Genomic DNA, 17,979 nt, shown 5'->3' on the forward strand with positions numbered 1-17,979 from the left:
CCCTTCCAAGCTCGCTAGACAGCCAACGATCAAGACCGCTGACCGCTCGCTGCGAGCAATTCCTTCAAGATCGTTGCCGGGTCGGCCCGCTGTTGCTTGCGGTAGTTGCCGACATGGCGAACGAACAGTGTCGCGCGCGTCACCAGACTCTTGCCGAGCACTGGCTTGCGATCCAACTCTTCCTTGACCCGTTGAAACTGCGCCTGGATCACCGCATCGGTGTAGCGCGTGCCGGTGGCCAGGTTGTCGATGTAAATCGCCACCGCGCCGTCCAACGCGCTGCGCCCATTGGTGATGGCCATATCGAACAGCTGCGTGCTGGCCTCGTCCTTGCTGTCCACCGCCTGCTGGCGACTTTTCTGCAGGTTGGCCAGGCGGATGTTGTAGTTGCTGATGGTCTCGGCCACCAACGCCGCCGACTGGATCAGGTTGCCCGCCGCCTCTTCACGCTGTTGAGCGATCAGCGACACATTGCGCTTGAGCTCTTCGTTGACCAGGCCCAGCTCGGCTTGCAGCTTGGGATCGACACTGGCGGCGATGATGCTGTCCAGGCGCTTGGTCGGGTCCTGGGCGTCGTCGATGGCGTCGGTCAGGGAGGCCAGGCGGCCTTCCTTCTGCCACTGGGCGAACAGTTCCTTGTAACGCGAGCGCGGCGCCGACAACGCGCCAATCGCCACGCGAAAACCGGTGGTCTCGTTGCTTTGCTCGGTGCCATCAGCGGCAAACAGCGGATATTCGCGGCGCATGCCGGTGAACAACGTGCCCTCGCCTTCCAGGTAATTGCCGCCCTTGACCACAAAACCGCCGTAGGTGCCCTGGCGGCGGCCGGCGTGGACCAACTGGAAGGATTCCTGGACCATTTCCGCAGCATTGCCGATCACGTCGAACATGCCGATGGGGTTAGGCAATTTGGTGCCGATGGGCATCAACCGCGCCGCCTGGCCGGTGCCGCCGGCCACCTGGTTGAACACCGCGTAATCGGCCAGCGGGCCATCGCTTTCACTGCCCTCGGCGCGCCGTGGATACAGGCGGCCTTCGAGGTCCTGGCGGCTCACCGCCTGGCCACCGCGTGCGGCGTATTCCCACTCCACTTCGGTGGGCAGGCGCACAAAGCCCAGGCCGCCGTCTTCGGCCGACGCACCGCGCCCGCTCACAGGCAGCAGTTCGCGGTGGTATTTCATCAGCCAGACGCTGTACACCGCCGAAAAACGCTCGGCTTCAAAGCGCGACAGTTTCACCTTGGGCAAACGCCCGGCCATGCCCGTGGGCGCGTCACACGCCGGCGCCGGTTCACCGCTGGCCAGGGATTGCGCCTGGGCCATCACCTGGGCGTATTGGCGGGCGGTCACTTCGTACTTGCCGATGAAGTACAGCATCGGCTTGAGCGGAGTTTTTGCGTCGGTCTTCGGCATCTGCGGCGCGATGACCTTGCTCCAGTCTTTGGGCAAGTCCTTGAGGGTGAACTGGCCGTTGATGAAGTCGCGGCGGTAGCCGGAAATAAACGACTGCTGATAACCCGCCTCGCCTTCGGCAAAGGGGTAGCCCAGGTTGATTTCACGGTCATCCAGGGTGCCCTGGGCCAGAATGTAGGCGTAGCGGAATACCATGTTGCCTTCGCAGGGCAGCGGCAGGCTCACGTCGTCCGGCAACGGCTTGGGGTTGTCGAGCTTGTCACTTGCCTCATCGGCCCAGGCCAGCGAGGCCAGGCTCAGCGCCACGCAGGCGCCCAGTAATTTATACATCTCTGATTCCTTCAGAAGCCTGGATACGTGCCACCCGCCAACCACCACAGGCGGCCGCCACGGCACTGACGCCGAGCACCGCCACCAGGGCCAGGCCGTAATGGCGCGCCAACAGGTGGCTGGCGTACTCGCCCGGCACCTGCACAAAAAGCTTGTTCAACGCGACCTCGGCCAGGCCATACAGCCCAACGCTGAGCACAGCGGCAAAACCCGCGCTGTAGAGCGCTTGCAGCAGCACAAACAGCAACAACGCGGCGGTGGAAAACCCCAGCAGGCGCAACACCGAGAGTTCCCGATGCTTGCGCGCCACCGCCGCCAGGGTGCCCGCGAAGATCGCCGCAAACGCCCCGGCCAACGCCAGCCCGGCGATGATCCAGAACACAATCGACAGGTTGCGGCTCAACGATTGCACTTGAGCGATGGTGTGCGCCTGGGTTGAAACCAACAGGTTCTGCCCGGCGAAATACACCCGCAACGGTTCCACATCACTGAGGCTGCGCGCATACAGGCGAAACGCCGGGTAGATACGCTGTTCGCTCACGCTCGCCGCGTCACCGGCCCAACCCAATACCGGCACGGCACGGCCATCGCGGTAATCTTCTGCCGCTTCCAGCAGCGCCAGGTCGGCAAACAGGCCCTCGCGAGCGAAGGCTTCCAGCGGCAACACCGCCAGCACCTGCAACCGCGTGCGCTGGGCCTCGACGCGCCCCGCCACCTGCCGCGCAAAGCGGGTTTCCAGCCAGTCACCGGGCCTTGCCGCGAGCTTTTCGGCGGCGGTATGGCTGAGCACGATCTGGTCCAGGCCGTGGGGCAGCGGCAAGCCTGCCAACAACGGGTCGCCTGCGGCAGTCGGCAGCATTTCCAGGGTCAAGGTGCCCACCTGCGCCGTGGCCGCAATCTGCCGTGTGCGCGGCACAGCAAAGGCCACATCGCTGCGCTCACCCAGTTGCGCGATAAACGCCGCACTGAATCGACCACCGCCCAACGGGATGATTTCACGGCTGGCGGGGTCGGTCTCCAAGCGTTCGGTCAAACTGCTAACCAGTCCAAATTTCAGCCCGAATAACACCAGCAATGGCGCGATAACCGCCACCAATGCCAACACCGAACAGGCCGACAGCCACCCATCGTTGCGGTAGTCCTGCCAGGCGAGCGAGGCAACCAGGCCGATGCGCATCAGCACGCCTCCCCGAGGGTTGCGGTGACGCCGCCGTCTGGGTCGCGCTGGCAACGGATACGCCGCACCTGCAAGCCACTGGCGCGAGCCAGCGGTTCATCATGGGTGGCGATCACACAGGCCGCACGGTGTTCGCGGGCCTGGGCCAGCAACGCCTGCATCACGCGCTCGGCGTTGAGCGGGTCCAGGGACGCCGTCGGCTCATCAGCCAGCACCAGTTGCGGCCCATGGGCCAGGGCCCGCGCGCAGCTGACCCGCTGGCGTTGGCCCACCGACAACGCCGCCGGGCGCTTGGCCAACTGATCGCTGATCTGCAACTGCTCAGCCAGGCGCGCCACGCGGCCGTCGTCCTGCAAGCCCAGCAGTTGGCGCGACAGCGCGATATTGCCGCGCACATCCAGAAACCCCAGCAAGCCTCCGGTCTGCGGCACATAGCCCAGGTGCTGACTGCGCAACGCGGCGAGCGCCGATTGCCGGTCAGCACGCCACAGCGCGCCGATGTCCTGTTGGTTGAACGCAAACTGCCCCACCTGATCCGGCGCCAACACCAGCGCCAGCACGTCCAGCAAAGTGCTCTTGCCGCAACCACTGGGGCCGACAATCGCCAGTTGTTCACCCGCACCCAGCTGCAATGCCGGGATCACCAGGCTGTAGCGCTGGCTACCGACGCCCCGGCTCTTGTGCACCGCGCTCAGGTTCAGCATTACGGCAGCGTCGACAGTGGCACGCGGTACAACGCATCGCCCGGTTCGGCATCACCGAACCGGACCCAGTTGGCCACGTCGTTATGGAAGGTTTCATACAGGCGGATTTTCGAATCCAGCTCGTCGATAAAGTCTTCCTGCTCGGCCACGCTCAACGACAACCACAGGTCCTGGGTCATGTTCAGCGACTTGCTGCGGTACGGCAGGCCCTCCAGGTATTCACCGAGCAGGCCGCCGTCAGCCAGGTTGCCGCCCTTGCGCAGGGCCTGCGGGTCACGGCTCATATAGGCCGAGGCACTGGCGATTTCCTGGAAGAAATCCTTGGGCGAGCTTTGGGTTTTGCGCGCCGCATCCACGATCAACTTCAGCGATTGCTGCAGATCGTTGAGTTGCAGCTTGGTCAGCATCACGCACACCTGGAACGCTGGCAGCGCCGGGTTGGTCAGGTCACGATCAGCGGTCCAGGCGCTGACCAGTTGCGGCGCCTGGCTCGCGGTTTTGCGCCCGAGAAAGTCCATGTGCATGGCATAGCCGACGGCGGCTGACTTGTCCGCCAGACTCGGCGCGGCACTGAGCAACGGCACGGGCTGCGGCGTGTTGCTGCGCACCTGATGCACCAGGTTGGCGAACACCGTGCCGATCTCATCGACACGCTCACCCAGCTTGCGCACATCGCCCCCTGGCACTGGCGTGTACAGGTCGCCGATCTGCGGGTTGGCGTCGGCGGTGAGGACGCGATACTGGCTCTCGGCGCCGGCATGGGTTTTCTTGCCGGCGTCGGTGCGCAGGTGCAGCGCATAGATCTTGATCTGCTTGCCCAGCGCCGCCTGGCGCACTTCGGCTTCGTTCATCTGGGTGGCGGCGAACGGGTCGTTCTTGCGCAGCGCGCCGGCATCGGAGACCAGCAGGATGATGCGCCCGCCGTAGCCGGACCAATCCATGCCGTCCACCGCCTGCATCACCCCGGCAAACGCATCTTCGTTGAACGAGTGGCTGGACACCGTCGACGCTTTGACCTGGCGCGCCATATCCAGAAAGCGTTGCGGATCGCGGCCTTGGTCGAGACTGATCAGGGTCTTGGCGACATACTCAAGGCCCGGGGTTTTCTGGATGCTGCTGCGAAAGCCGACCATGCCGAAGCTGACGCTGTCCAGTTCGCCACGCTCGGCAATGCGGGTTTGCAGCTCGTGCACCACGTCGCGAATCTGGTCAATGTAGGGCTGCATCGACACAGTGGTGTCCACCACCAGCACCACCGCCGTGCGGAACGCATCGGCATGGGCGCTGAGCGTCGGGCTGGCAGGTTTGGCAGCGGCGCTGCTGCCTGGGTCGATGGAGGCCACGTTGAGCAACTGCACCGGCTGGCCGTTGTCGTCGAAGCTTTCTTTGGAGTCGAAAATCGGCAACAGGTAGAACTGGTTTTGCGGCACCGCGCTGGCGGTGGGTTCCAGGGCCAGGACTTGCTGGTTGTTCTCACGGTTGCTCTGCGCCTTGGCCAACACGCTTTTCGCAGCGGCAGGGTCGGCCAGCAGTTTTTCCACCTCTGCGGGCTGGCGCAGGAACATTACGGGCGCCCGCCCCGAGCGCTCGGTGAACTTGAGCACCAGGCTTTGTTTCCAGTCGCTGACCTGGGAGGCTGGCAGCCAACCGTCGCTGCGACCATCGGTGGCGGCGCCGACGCGTACCCACGGGCTGCCGTCGACGTCTTTGCGCTGGTACACGTAGAGCACGGAAAACGCCGGCAGCGCTTTACCCGGCGAGCTCCCTGCGTCCGCTGAAAGCTGGGCGCCGGGTTTGCTGAGTACGCGCTGGAACAAGGTTTTCTTGCCTGCCATCAGCAACGGGCGTTGACCGCCATCCACTTCAGCGACAGCCACCGGTGGCGTCACCTTGGGCACCACGGCGGCTGGCGGCTGGGCCGGTTCATCGCCGTCGCTCAACCACCAGTAGCTGGCGCCACCAATGGCCAACGCGACGGCGACCGCCACGGCGGCCAAGGCCAATACCGGCCCACGGCGCTGCTCGGACGGGGCATTGTGCTGCGTCGGCGTGACCACCGGTTGACGCACTATTGGCTGCGGTTTATCCGTCGGAATGTCGATGGTGACAGGGGTCATGCCCGCCAGATCAAAACTCAATGGAATCGGTAGCGGCCGCACCAGCGTGGCATCCGAATCATCAGCCGGCAGTTGATCCAGCGCCAACAACAACGCTGCCGCATCCGGATAACGGTCCGCTGGGTCCTTGGCCAGCAACTTGCGCAGCACGCCCTGATAGCGCCCATGGTGCACCGGCAATTCCGGCAAGGGTTCGGTCAGGTGCGCCAGCGCCGTGGAAAGCGCATCGGTGCCGTTGTAAGGCAGTTTGCCGACGAGGATTTCATACAGCACCACGCCCAGTGCGTAGAGGTCGGCGCGGCCATCGATCTCCTGGCCCCGCGCCTGCTCCGGGCTCATGTAGCTCGGCGTGCCCACGGCAAACCCGGCCTGGGTGAATTGGGTGCGATCGTCCAGCGACTTGGCAATCCCGAAGTCCGACAGCACGGCCGTGCCATCGGCACGAAACAGAATGTTCGCCGGCTTGACGTCGCGGTGCACCAGCCCTTGGGCATGGGCATAGCCCAGGGCCGAGGCAATCTGGCGGATCAGCGTCACGCCCTGCTCCGGGGTCAGCCCGGCGGCAATGCGCTCCTTGAGCGTGCCGTTGGGCAGGTATTCCATGGCCATGTAATACAGCTCACCGACGTTGCCGATGTCATGGATGGTCACCGTGTGCGGGTGCGACAAGCGCGCCAGGGTCTTGCCCTCGCGCAGGAAGCGTTCGCAGAAACTCGGGTCGGCTGCCAGCGCCGCCGCCATCACCTTCAGCGCCACCTTGCGCTCCAACGAGCGCTGGGTCGCCAGGTACACGCTGGCCATGGCGCCTTCGCCAATCTCGCCTTCGATGTCATAACCCGGGATGACGATGTTCATGACGAGACCTTCACGACGAGGGTGGTGATGTTGTCGGGTGCGCCGCGATTGAGCCCCAGGTGCACCAGGCTGCGCACGATTTCATCCGGCGCGTCATGGCTGAGCACGTCGCGGATTTCGTGGTCTTCGACGGTTTTGTTGAGGCCATCGCTGCACAGCAAATAGCTGTCGCCGGGCGCGATCAATAGGTCCACTGAAGCGACGTCCAACTGGGCCTCCACGCCGATGGCACGGGTGACGATATTGGAGCGCGGGTGGGTGCGGGCGTCGGCTTCGCTGAGCAGGCCGCTGTCTTGCAGGTCTTGCACGTAGCTGTGGTCGCGGGAAATGCTCTCCAGCACGCCGTCGCGCAGGCGGTACAGGCGGCTGTCGCCGGCCCACAGGCACACCCCGCGCAAACCGCGCGCGGCAAATACCACCACGGTGCTGCCCATCATGGTCACGCCACGGTTGGCGGTTTCTTCGCGCACAGCCGCGTTGATGCGCAGCAGGTCGTTGCGCAGCGCCGCCGAGTATTCGTCCAGGGAACGGCCCAGCGGCACATGGCGCAGGCTGTCGACGATCAAGCTGCTGACATAGTCCCCCGCCGCGTGCCCGCCCATGCCATCGGCCACCACCCACAGGCGGTTTTCCGGCAGGTCCAGAAAGGCATCTTCGTTGACTTGGCGAACCATGCCCACATGGCTTTTGCTCGCGGATTCGTACGTCACGCCCATCTACACCACACCTTCTTGTCCGAGCAAAAACTGCGCAAAATCGCTGGCGGCAGGCAAGCCCTGGCACCGTAATAAACCGGGAGAGATACGCTGCGAACCTCGCCCCCACCACAGGCTTGCGCCCTCGCACGCCTGTTCGGCCAGCGCGGTCATACGCTGGTGCGGCACGGTGGCTGCCACCCTTTGCAGGCCGGCGAAACGGCTGTCCACCGCTCGCGGTTCGCTGGCCGGCACACCCAGCTCGTCGAGCCCGGCATTGAAGCCTTCGAAGGTCGCGCCACTGTCCAGGGTGCTGAGCAACAAGGTTTCAGCCTGCTCGAACCAGGCGTCCGAACCGCCCACCAGCGACGCCGGGTTGGTGTCGTGATCCAGCAAGGTCACCACCGCCAGCGGAAAGTACCGCCCGACCCGGTCAATGCTCGGCATCACCACGCCCGCCGCCGCATCCGGCCCGCACACGCCCGGCGCCAGCACAAAGCGCCACAGCGGGCTGACCAGGTACGCATTCAGCCAGTCAGCGCCGAGGCTGTTCTGGCTGGCGAGCAAACCCGCCGCCAGCCAGCTGTCCCACGGGCCAATGAAACTCTGGGGCAAGGCGCGGCTGACAAAGTCGCCGCGGCTGGCCAACTTGCCGTAAAAACCCAGAGTCGTCATAGCCGCTCCGGCAGGCTGAAGCCGCTGAGCACGCGGCTCTTGAACGGGTTGAAGGCACTGTTGGCGCGCAACTCGTAGGCGATGCTCGCGCCATCGACCCGCAGGCGCAGGTTGAAACGGTCCGGCGAGTTGCCTGCGGTGAGGTCCGACTGCTCCAGCAGGCGGAACCAGGCCCACGGGCCGTCCAGGGTGATACCGGAGCGACCACTGGCCGACGGCGGCATGATGGAGATACGCACCACGCCAATGCTGCCGGGGTTCGGCCATTGCATCGCAACCGGGCGGCTCGGGCCGTGGTCGTAGCTCAATTGCTGGCCGTCCAGGTCGAGCAGGAATTGGGTGATGGTGGGGTCCATCGACACCGGCTTGAGCTCGAAACGCACGATGGGCTGGGTGCCACCGGAGCGGAAGAACGCGTCCCGAATCGTCGCCGCACGCTGGAAGGTTTGCAGCACGCCAGGGGCAATCCCCAGCTTCTGCGCCGCCCCCGGTTGCCAGCGCCAGGTCTGTGCCGACGTGTCCACATAGGGTTGCAGGTATTTGCGGAAGTAGTTGTCCATCACCCCGCCCACGCCGAAGAACTGGCCGAAGTCATCCAGGGTGGCGTCCCGCGCACTGCCCGGCGACATCGGGTAACGCCCGGCCAATGACTGGCGATACACGTTGACCACTTCACTGACCCAGGCGGCGTTCAGCTGATTACGTACCCCGCCCATCATGCTGTTGGTGGTGGAATTGACCACCGACTTGACCATGCCCTGCACCAGCGGCGGCTGGCGCTCGGCGTTCAGGCTGACCCGCGTGGCCGCAGCCGCCGCCTGGTTCTTGGCCTCGCCGAGCAAGGCATCGCCGCTGGCACCGACCATGGCGCTGACCTGCACATACAGTGCATTCATGTCCGACAGCAGGCCGTCGATGGCTGCCGGTTCGCCTTCGTTTTTACTCACTATGCTGTTGAGTTCGGCAAAGTGCGCAGTCACTGGATCATCCGCCGGCGCCGGGGCATTCGCCGTCGGTTGCGCCTCGCCCAGCAAGCTGCCGAGGCGCTCCTTGAGCTTGTCCACGCCGCCTTCCACCGGCACGCCTTTGGCGGCCAATTGGCGCTCTTCGGCTTGCAGGTCGGTTTCCCTGGCGACCGCCACCAGTAGTTTTTTCAGCGGCGAAGTCGGCCCGGAAATCACCCGCAGCACATCGGCGGCCTGGGCCACGCTGGTGATCGGCACAAAGTCGATGTCAGCGAGCAACGCGTCCCACTGGCGCTGGTAATCCTGGAAGTACAAGCGGCGCACGTCAGCGGCCAGGCTCACCACGTTCTGCTGGTCGGCCTGTTCATGGCCCAGCACCCATTGCTCTTCGGCCAGGGTGCCGGTCTGGTTCAGGCTGCTGAGCAAGAACGCCTGGCGATAGCCCTTGGCGGTGAAGAAGCCACTCAACGGTTCGCCCAACGGCTTGCCGCTCTTGCGGCTGAACACCAGCGCGGCATCGCGACCGGCGGCCTCGTTGAGGCGAAAGTCCGGAATACCTTCGGGCAGTTTCTGGCGCTTGACCCGGTCGTACACGCGCTGGGCCACCGGCAGTTGCTGCAACTGCCGACGCAGGTCGTCGATCAGGCGCGGGTCCAGGCGTGCGCTCGGCGGGTGGCGTTCGAACAGCGCCTGCAAGTGCCCGGCCAGGGCCTGGCGCTGGTCGGCCGGCAGGTCGCGGGGCAAGTTGCGGTCCCAGTCCAGAGCGATCCAGGCCTTGATGAAGTCCGGGTCGTAATGCTCGGTGTCGGCGAGCATCAGGTAAGCCTTGAGGCCCTCGTAGAGAAAGTCCGAGTTGCCGCCGCCGTGCAGTTGCTCTTCGATGCGCGTCACCAGGCGTGGCGCGAACACGGCGATCAACAGTTTGCGGTACACGCTGGCGGACTCGGCTTCGAGCATATCGCCCTGGTACAGCCCCAGCCCTTCGGACCAGCTCGGCGAATCCCCCGCCAGGTTCTTCACGGCGTTGAGCAACGGCAGCACGGCGAGCACTTCCCGCTGTGCCGGGCTCAGGTTCTGGACGGTCTGGCCCAGGGGCGCGACCTTCTGATCGACCTGGGCGATATACGCCTGGTTGGCGCGATAGCTCACCCACCACAGGCTGCTAACCACCACCACCAGCGCGACGGTGGCCGCCAAAACGCCACGGGCGATCCACTTGCGGCGCCGCTCGACTTTCGGGTTCACCCCCACCAGGCCGCGCTCTGCAAAGGCCACGGCGGTGAAGAGTTTTTCGATGAAGTAACTGCGCCCGGTGCCGCTCTGGCGCGCCAGGTGCTGGCGGTCCAGGTTCATGCTCTGGGCCATGGCACCGATCAGGCGGTCAATCGGGCTGCCTTCCTGGGTGCCGCTGGTGAAGTACACGCCACGCAGCAACACGCGTTCTTCAAAGGCATTGGGTTTGAACACGCCTTCGAGGAAGCTTTGCAGGCAATCTTTCAACGCGCCGAACTGCTGCGGGAAGCCGTAGATCAGGTCGCGCCGTGCCGGGTCGCGTTCCTGTTGCAAGCGCTCGACCAGGCGTTCGTTGAGGCGCTGCTCCAGGCCGGCGAATTCGCTTTGCAGGTGCGCCAGCGGGCTGTCGCTGTTTTTGCCGTCGTCCAGGGCAAAGGTCATGCCCCACACCTGGGCGCGCTCTTCCTTGCTCAGGTTGTCGAAGAACTCCATGAAGCCTGGCACCAGGTCGAGCTTGGTGAGCATCAGGTAGATGGGGAAACGCACGCCCAGCTGCGTATACAGCTCCTGGATGCGCAAGCGAATCGCGGCGGCATGGGCAGCGCGCTCGGCGTCGGTGCCCAGCAGCAGATCCGAGAGGCTGATGGCGATAAACGCACCGTCGATAGGCCGGCGCGCACGCTGCTTTTTCAGCAGGTCGAGAAAGCCCAGCCAGGCGGCTTTATCCACCGTGGAGTTGCTGTCCTGTGTGGTATAGCGGCCCGCGGTGTCGAGCAATACGGCCTGGTCGGTAAACCACCAGTCGCAGTTGCGCGTGCCCCCCACACCCCGCACCGCACCGGCGCCCAATTGCGCCGCCAGCGGGAAATGCAGCCCGGAATTGACCAGCGCGGTGGTCTTGCCCGAACCCGGTGGGCCGATGATCACGTACCACGGCAACTCATAGAGGTTGCGGCGCTCGTCGCCGCCCAGCTTGGCTTTTTTCAGCAGTGCCAAGGCTTCGTCCATGCGCTGGCGCAGGGTGGACAGCTCTTCGGCGGTCGCGACGCTGTTGGGGTCGACCGGGGTTTCTGCGGCCAGGCTGCGCATCACTTCGGCGGCCTGGCGACGGGCCTGGATGATGCGGAACACGCGGTAGGCCACCCACAGCGCAAATACCAGCACGATCAGCGCCCAACGGCGCCCTTCGGGCACCAGCACGTCCAGCAGCGGGCCAACAAACCAGATGATCAGGCTCAGGGCAATCAGGCCCAGCACGGGGATCACCCAGCGAATCATGAAACTGAAAAACGCCTTCACTCGACGCCCTCCGCCAATACGGTGATTTCAACCCGACGATTGCGGGCACGGCCTTCGGCAGTACTGTTTGTGGCCAACGGCTCGGTGTCGCTGCGGCCTTCGGCACTGAAGCGCTCGGCCTGGCCGGTCTTGGCCGCGAGAATTTCCAGCACCGACTTGGCCCGGGCTTCGGACAGCGCCCAGTTGGACGGGAAGCGCAACGTGGCAATCGGGCGATTGTCGCTGTGCCCGGTGACACGCACCTGGCCCTTGACCTTGCGGATGGCGTCAGCGATGCGCAGCATCAGCGGCTGGTAGTCATCGACGATGCTGGAGCTGGCCGAGGCGAACAGCTCATCGCCACGGATGGTCACGACAGAGCGGTCAACCTTGTCTTCCACCGCCACGCGGCCGGCCTTGATGTCGTCGGCCAGGAACCCAGCCAGGCGCGGGCGTTCGATCACTTTGGGCTGAGCCACCGGACGGTCGATGGCCTGCACCGGGATCTCGCCCAGGGCATGGATGTTCTTGAACACCGGCTCGGCGTCCGAGGCCAGCTTCAGGCGCAGACCGAACAGCAACGCCAACAGCAGCGCCAAGCCAATCGCCACGGCGATCCACGGCGGCATGAATTGCGCCAGGCGATCACGGGCCACGGTCACACCGCGCCAGTGCGGTGACAGCTCACGCTCGTGTTCGCCACGGGCGCTGCGAATCGCCGCGGCGGTGCGCTCGCGCAAGGCTTCCAACTGGCTGCGCCCGTCAGTCATCACGCGGTAACGCCCTTCAAAACCCAGGCACATGCACAGGTACAACAGCTCCAGCAGGTACAGACGCTCCCGTGGGCTTTGCAGGCAGTGGTCAAGCAACTGGAAAACCTTTTCGCCACCCCAGGCTTCGTTGTGCACGGTGATCAGCAGGCTCTGTTTACCCCAATCGCTGGTGCTGCCCCACGGCGTGCTCAGCACCGCTTCATCCAAGGCGGTGCACAGCGCGTAACGGGCCAACAGCACTTCATTGCGTGCCACACCGGCGGCTTCGGCGCGTTCTTCGAACTGGCGCAGGTACGCCAGCAACTGCGCACGCAGGCTGGCCGGCGCGGGGTGGGCGATGGTGTTGCGCAGCCGCGTCAACAACGCCAGCAACGGGCCGGCGGCGCTTTCCAGCGGGTTGAGGCCCTGGCTCTTGCCGGTGAGGATCGGCGCAGCCGGCATCGACAGCGGCGCAGGTTCGGCACGCGAGGGTGCAGGCTCTCGGCCACCCGGGCGCGGCATGAACTGGGTGCGGTCATCATCATTGGGATGCATCGCCAATTATCCTCGGATCGCCCAGAAGGCCAGGTTCAAGCCCGGGAACTGCCCGGCGATATGGAAGGCGAAACCGCCGGAATTATTCAGCTGCTGCCAGTGCTCGCTGCCACGGTCCAGCTCGTAGTAGGTGCTGCCGGCGTGGTAAGGCAATTGGCGTGGCGCCACCGGCAATGGCAGCAGGCCGATGCCCGGCAGTTGCAGGTTGACCATGTCGCGGATGTGCTCCACCGAGCCAACCTTGCTCTGCTGGCCGAAACGCGCACGCAGGGTTTCGCCGGGCACATCGGCGCGCACCACGAGGATGAAACTGGCGTTGTCGAGCAGGGTCTTGTCGGCCAGCATCGCCACATGGATGCCGTAGGCTTTCTCCACGATCGGGATCGGCGTGGCCTTGCTGTCGATCAGCATCGACAGCGCTTCACGCAGAGCCGCCATCACCGGCATGAAGCTCAGGGCCAGGTCGTCGTGCTGGTACTGCGGGTATTCGTGGGGACGGCGGCCGGAGGTTGAGAAGGTGGAAAATTCACCGGCCAGACTGACCAGTTCGCTAAAAAAGCGCTCCGGGTGCAACGGGCTCAACTGGCTGAAGTGCTGGATCAGCGGCTGGGCGCGGTTGACCAGTTGCAGCAGCATGAAGTCGGCGATCTCCGAGGCACCACCGGCACCCGAAGCCACCACGCGACCGGCCAGCGCTTCGCCACGCTGGTGCAACAGGCCCAGCAGTTCGCTGCGAAAGGCCGTCAGCGGTTTGCTCGCAGCCACGTCCAGCACCGGCGGGATATAGGTGTCATCGAGCACCAATGCACGGTCGGCGCGTTTTTCCTTGATGCGTACCAGACCGATGGCGGCGTAGTCGCTGATGCCATCCTGCGCTGTCAGCAGGCGCAATGCCCGCGAGCCCACGGCCACCGGCGCGCGGTTTTCGAACGGGGCGTTGTCGTCGCGCACTTCGCGCACCTGGCTCACGTAGCGCGCCGCTTCCAGGGCTTCACCCTCGTCCACCGTGTCACGGGCACCGGCGCGCTTGAGCGGCAGGGCCAGGTACACCAGGCCGTCGCGCAGGTTGTCGTCGATGTTCAACGGGCTCGGCGCCAGGTCGTCCTGGGGAATATTGAACGGCGTGCCATCGGGCAGCAGGCCGCGGGCCGATACGATCGCCAGCTTGCCCTGGGCCAGCAGGCCTTGGTCGATCAACAGCTCGGAGAAACCCCAGGCACCCGCCGACAACGGGCGGCTGCGGGCGTCGATCAGGTTTTCCAGGTAACGGTCATGCTGCTGGAAGTGCTGCGTTCCGATGAACATGCCTTCCGACCAGACCACGCGATTGTTCCAGGACATGGGGGCTCCGATTGCTTGTTATTGGGCTGGGCTGGATGGGGAAGCCACGACGTCGGCGCGCACGGCATGCACGTCGAGGCTGATCTGGTATTCGCTGTATTGGCGCGGCGGCACGTTGATGACCGTGCGCCATTGCGCACGGTCCAACTCGCGGTAGCCCACCAGCAGGCCGATCTGGCGCGTGGACGGGTCGAGGTCGCGCTGCACGCTCAGTTGTTGGCCGGGCTGCACCATCACTTCGTCCTGGTCCAGCAGGTCCAGGCCCAGGGTAGATTGCGCCCGGTCCGCCAGGGCGAAGTAATCGGAGCGTGAAAAGGTAGCGGCGTTTTTCAATTCGAAAATGCGCACCCGCACCGGCGCGGCCTGGCCGTTGGCACCGGGGTTAAGCCCGGCAATCGCGTGAAAGTGCAATTCGACGGCGGCCGTGTCGGCTTCGGCCTCGGCAGCCGCCTGGGGTTTGACCGTGTCGTTGGCACACGCCGTCAGCAGCAGCGCGGTAGCGGCGGCGAGTAAAAACCTGGGAATCATCCTGCGTCCTCAATGACGTATTTAGCTATCCGTTTTATCCATTAGTGCGAGGCGTTTTCAGCCTCGCTGTCGTGCACTGTGTTCTTCGTAGGCCCGGCTGAATTCGCGACCGAACAGGTCCTGGAAATCGTCCTGGGCCTCGCGGGAAATGTTGCTGTAGAGCTCGGTGAACTGCTGCCAGTACTGGGCCTGACGCGAACCGTTGAACAGACTGGAGAGGCCGCCGGGCTTGCCCATGCGCTCCTCCAATTGCGCCGGTTCAAAGCGCGTGAGCAGGTGTTTGATCGCCGCTTCCACGCCAGCCATCACGGCCAACTGGTGGGCGCGAAGGTCGTCGAAACTGTCACGTACGGCGAGGTCCGGCGCCATGAACGCCTGGTTGCCATGACGCAGCAACAGCAGTAACGCTTCATCGGCATTCGGGGCGAATTTCAACGGGTTGTTTTCGGCGGGGCGGATCATCGTCTGCTGCATGCGGAACTCGCCCTTGAGGCTGGCACGGGCACGCAATACGTCGATCAAGCCCTCGACCATCAACCGGTAGCTGCGGCCAATGCTTTCCATCTGCGCGCAGGCGTCGGCTTTGTCCAGGCGCAACTGGTCCAGGCCCGCACCCCGTAGGAAGGCTTGCAGGAGGTCCGGTTGTGGCTCGGCATTGGCCACGGGGAGCGCAACAGACTCGACCACAGGTGGCGGCGGGATGATCGGGTCTGGGGCGGGCGCAGCATTGACCACGGGCGCGGGCGCGTCGCCGAACAGGTCCCAGTCTTCGGGAATCACCGAGCCTTGCACCGCAGGCTTTTCGGGTGCCGGTACGGCCACCGGAGCCGGGGGGCGAAAATCGTGTTGCTCGGACGGCACATGGTCCGCCACGGTGGGCGGCGGCACGGCGGTGGGGCTGAGGAAGTCGAACAGGTCGGGCAGGGTTTCCATGGCCGAGGCGCCCTGGAATTGCGGGGCGATCATCGGCGTGGGCGCAGGCTGGCTCACCACGGCGCCCATCAGCGCTTCAAAGCTGTTGGGTGAGTCACCGGCAAATGGCTGGCTGTCGATGGCCTGCACATTGAAGTCGATACGTGCCTGGATTTCGTAATCACCGATGCGGATCAACTCACCGTCTTGCAACGGCTCGCTGTTACCGCGACGCATACGAATACCCGCCTTGACCAATTCCACACCATTGGTGCTGTTATCGGTTAAGTAGTAACGGCCATCTTTGTATTGAATAACGCAATGTTGGGAAGAGACGAGACGCTCGGGGTCGGGCAATACCCAGTCATTCTCAGAACTGCGGCCAATAGCCATCACGCCCTGATCCATGGACTTTTCGGGGCATTGCCCAGGGGTGATCTTGTGATAACTAGTGATAGTCAAACACAGCGACATCTTGCCTCCTTGCTGATACATCGCGCGCAGTCTACCCAGGAGGCAGTGCCACCCTGGAGAGTCCCGTCCTGTCGTACAAACGACCGCCAAAATCTGCTTTTACCAGCATGATCGCTGATCTTAACTGGCTTGCATGACAAAAATCCGCTCTGGGCGCGCCTTTCGACCCGCCAGTCGCGCAGGTTGTTAAACACCGCACATCTGTCACAGAGGGCGAATAGCTTACCTTGACAAGCCATAACTACTACACCAAAAATGCACAACTTCTTGAACATCAGTGATGGCGCAGTAGTGGCACGCTGAGTATATGACCAAGAAAACATGCAAAGTTCATTACGCAACTAGTGCATGCATTGCCCGCCGTCCAGCGGGCCGATAAGGAGATCGAATTCAGTGGATGTGCCGTTGCTGCTCACCGCCGTTTCCGCGACGTCGCCCTGTGGCGAGGACATGGAATATGACGCGCAATTTCTGCAGTTGGAACGTGATGCCAAGGGCCAACCCGAACGCAGCATGGGCGACTCGATCCTGCCCGCTGAGCCACCCGAGTGGCGCAGTATCCAGCAGCAAAGCCTCGACCTGTTGCAGCGCAGCAAAGACCTGCGCATCACCCACTTTCTGCTGCAAAGCACCCTCGCCCTCCAGGGTGTGGCCGGGCTGGCCGAAGTCCTCACGCTGATCGACGCCTTGTTGCGCCAATACTGGGCCGAGCTGCACCCGCGCCTGGATGCCGACGATGACAACGACCCCACCGTGCGCATCAACGCCCTTACCGGCCTGACCTGCGAGACCAATATTCGTCTGCTGCGCGAAAGCATCCTCACACGCTCGCGCACGTTCGGGCCCGTGACCCTGCGCGCAGCGCTCAACGCCAGCGGCCTGCAGAGTTTTGCCGATGAGCAGTTGGGCAACCAGCAACTCAACGCCGCGTTCCTGGACAGCGACCCCGAACAACTACAAGCCACCCGTGACGCCTTGAGCGCGGCGCGTGCGGCGTGCGAGGCCATTGAGCAACAGGTCAATGACCAAGTCGGTTCCGCCCAGGGCGTAGACCTCAGCGCCTTGAAGCAGCCGCTCAAACAGGCCCTGCAACTGCTCAACCAAGCGGTGCCAGGCACCGACAGCAGCAGCGATCCCGAGGCCGTCAGTGAAGACAATGCCCCCTCGGTCGATAACGCCGCCGCGCCCGCAGCCCCTCGCCCTTCTGGCGACATCGCCACCCGCGACGATGTGCTGCGCAGCCTCGACAAAATCCTCGCGTACTACACCCGCCACGAGCCTTCGAGCCCGCTGCCGGTGTTGTTGAACCGAGCCAAGAATCTGGTGCATGCCGACTTTGCGGCCATCGTGCGCAATCTGATTCCCGATGGCATGTCCCAATTTGAAAACCTGCGCGGCCCCGACAGCGAGTAAGCCGCCGGACCGTGCAGTAACAACACCGTCGCTCAAGCGACCAGGAGCAGCAACGTGGCGAAGCAAAGTTCTCAGAAATTCATCGCGCGCAACCGTGCGCCTCGAGTGCAGATCGAGTACGACGTCGAGCTTTACGGCGCCGAGAAAAAGGTCCAGCTGCCCTTCGTAATGGGCGTGATGGCCGACCTCGCCGGCAAGCCTGCCGAGCCGCTGGCACCCGTGGCCGACCGCAAGTTCCTTGAGGTGGACGTCGACAACTTCGACTCGCGCCTCAAGGCCATGCAGCCACGCGTCGCGTTCCACGTACCCAATGAGCTGACCGGCGAAGGCAACCTGAGCCTGGACATCACCTTCGAAAGCATGGACGACTTCAGCCCGGCCGCTGTGGCGCGCAAGGTCGATTCCCTGAACCAGCTGCTCGAAGCCCGCACCCAATTGGCCAACCTGCTGACCTACATGGACGGCAAGACTGGCGCTGAAGAAATCATCATGAAGGCGATCAAGGACCCGGCATTGCTTCAGGCACTTGCCAGTGCGCCCAAGCCTGCAGGGGAGCAGTAATC

Annotated in this window: 13 protein-coding genes; 2 read left to right on the top strand and 11 right to left on the bottom strand. The window is 64.2% G+C overall.

Annotated features, from left to right (window positions below; genetic code table 11):
- Positions 1-29: 29 nt before the first annotated feature.
- The 11 genes from N2A98_RS26395 to tagH are packed head-to-tail and all read right to left on the bottom strand — an operon-like array spanning position 30 to position 16,003.
- Positions 30-1,742, bottom strand: a complete 1,713-nt coding sequence (locus N2A98_RS26395; protein WP_275622814.1) for an SUMF1/EgtB/PvdO family nonheme iron enzyme — start codon at positions 1,740-1,742, stop codon at positions 30-32.
- Positions 1,735-2,919: an ABC transporter permease gene (locus N2A98_RS26400; RefSeq protein WP_275622815.1), complete on the bottom strand. Its 1,185-nt coding sequence runs from the start codon at positions 2,917-2,919 to the stop codon at positions 1,735-1,737. Before N2A98_RS26400 ends, N2A98_RS26395 begins: the two co-directional genes overlap by 8 nt.
- On the bottom strand, positions 2,919-3,623 hold the full coding sequence (locus tag N2A98_RS26405; RefSeq protein ID WP_044269903.1) for an ABC transporter ATP-binding protein: 705 nt from the start codon (positions 3,621-3,623) through the stop codon (positions 2,919-2,921). The genes N2A98_RS26400 and N2A98_RS26405 overlap by 1 nt, the downstream gene beginning before the upstream one ends.
- On the bottom strand, positions 3,623-6,595 hold the full coding sequence (locus N2A98_RS26410) for a serine/threonine-protein kinase (RefSeq protein WP_275622816.1): 2,973 nt from the start codon (positions 6,593-6,595) through the stop codon (positions 3,623-3,625). Before N2A98_RS26410 ends, N2A98_RS26405 begins: the two co-directional genes overlap by 1 nt.
- On the bottom strand, positions 6,592-7,311 hold the full coding sequence (locus N2A98_RS26415; RefSeq protein WP_034129104.1) for a protein phosphatase 2C domain-containing protein: 720 nt from the start codon (positions 7,309-7,311) through the stop codon (positions 6,592-6,594). Before N2A98_RS26415 ends, N2A98_RS26410 begins: the two co-directional genes overlap by 4 nt.
- The gene (gene tagF, locus N2A98_RS26420; RefSeq protein ID WP_047712083.1) at positions 7,312-7,965 is read right to left on the bottom strand and encodes a type VI secretion system-associated protein TagF; all 654 of its coding nucleotides are present in this window, start codon (positions 7,963-7,965) and stop codon (positions 7,312-7,314) included.
- Positions 7,962-11,462, bottom strand: a complete 3,501-nt coding sequence (gene tssM, locus N2A98_RS26425) for a type VI secretion system membrane subunit TssM (RefSeq protein ID WP_044269911.1) — start codon at positions 11,460-11,462, stop codon at positions 7,962-7,964. The genes tagF and tssM overlap by 4 nt, the downstream gene beginning before the upstream one ends.
- Entirely contained in the window at positions 11,459-12,748 is a 1,290-nt protein-coding gene (locus tag N2A98_RS26430) for a DotU family type VI secretion system protein (RefSeq protein WP_003195548.1), read from the bottom strand. The genes tssM and N2A98_RS26430 overlap by 4 nt, the downstream gene beginning before the upstream one ends.
- A 6-nt stretch (positions 12,749-12,754) precedes the next feature.
- Entirely contained in the window at positions 12,755-14,089 is a 1,335-nt protein-coding gene (gene tssK / locus N2A98_RS26435; protein WP_044269913.1) for a type VI secretion system baseplate subunit TssK, read from the bottom strand.
- Positions 14,090-14,107: 18 nt separating this feature from the next.
- On the bottom strand, positions 14,108-14,617 hold the full coding sequence (gene tssJ, locus N2A98_RS26440; protein ID WP_275622817.1) for a type VI secretion system lipoprotein TssJ: 510 nt from the start codon (positions 14,615-14,617) through the stop codon (positions 14,108-14,110).
- Between the two features lie 57 nt (positions 14,618-14,674).
- Complete coding sequence (gene tagH, locus N2A98_RS26445) at positions 14,675-16,003, bottom strand: type VI secretion system-associated FHA domain protein TagH (protein WP_044269915.1); 1,329 nt, start codon at positions 16,001-16,003, stop codon at positions 14,675-14,677.
- A gap of 393 nt (positions 16,004-16,396) precedes the next feature.
- Here tagH and tssA point away from each other — a divergent pair, with 393 nt between their 5' ends.
- Together tssA and tssB are read left to right on the top strand one after the other, a co-directional pair.
- On the top strand, positions 16,397-17,416 hold the full coding sequence (gene tssA / locus N2A98_RS26450; protein ID WP_078466308.1) for a type VI secretion system protein TssA: 1,020 nt from the start codon (positions 16,397-16,399) through the stop codon (positions 17,414-17,416).
- Positions 17,417-17,470: 54 nt separating this feature from the next.
- Positions 17,471-17,977, top strand: a complete 507-nt coding sequence (tssB, locus tag N2A98_RS26455) for a type VI secretion system contractile sheath small subunit (RefSeq protein ID WP_003195557.1) — start codon at positions 17,471-17,473, stop codon at positions 17,975-17,977.
- Positions 17,978-17,979: the final 2 nt, after the last annotated feature.

Source organism: Pseudomonas sp. FJ2-5-13 (assembly GCF_029201605.1).
GTDB classification, from domain to species: domain Bacteria; phylum Pseudomonadota; class Gammaproteobacteria; order Pseudomonadales; family Pseudomonadaceae; genus Aquipseudomonas; species Aquipseudomonas lactis.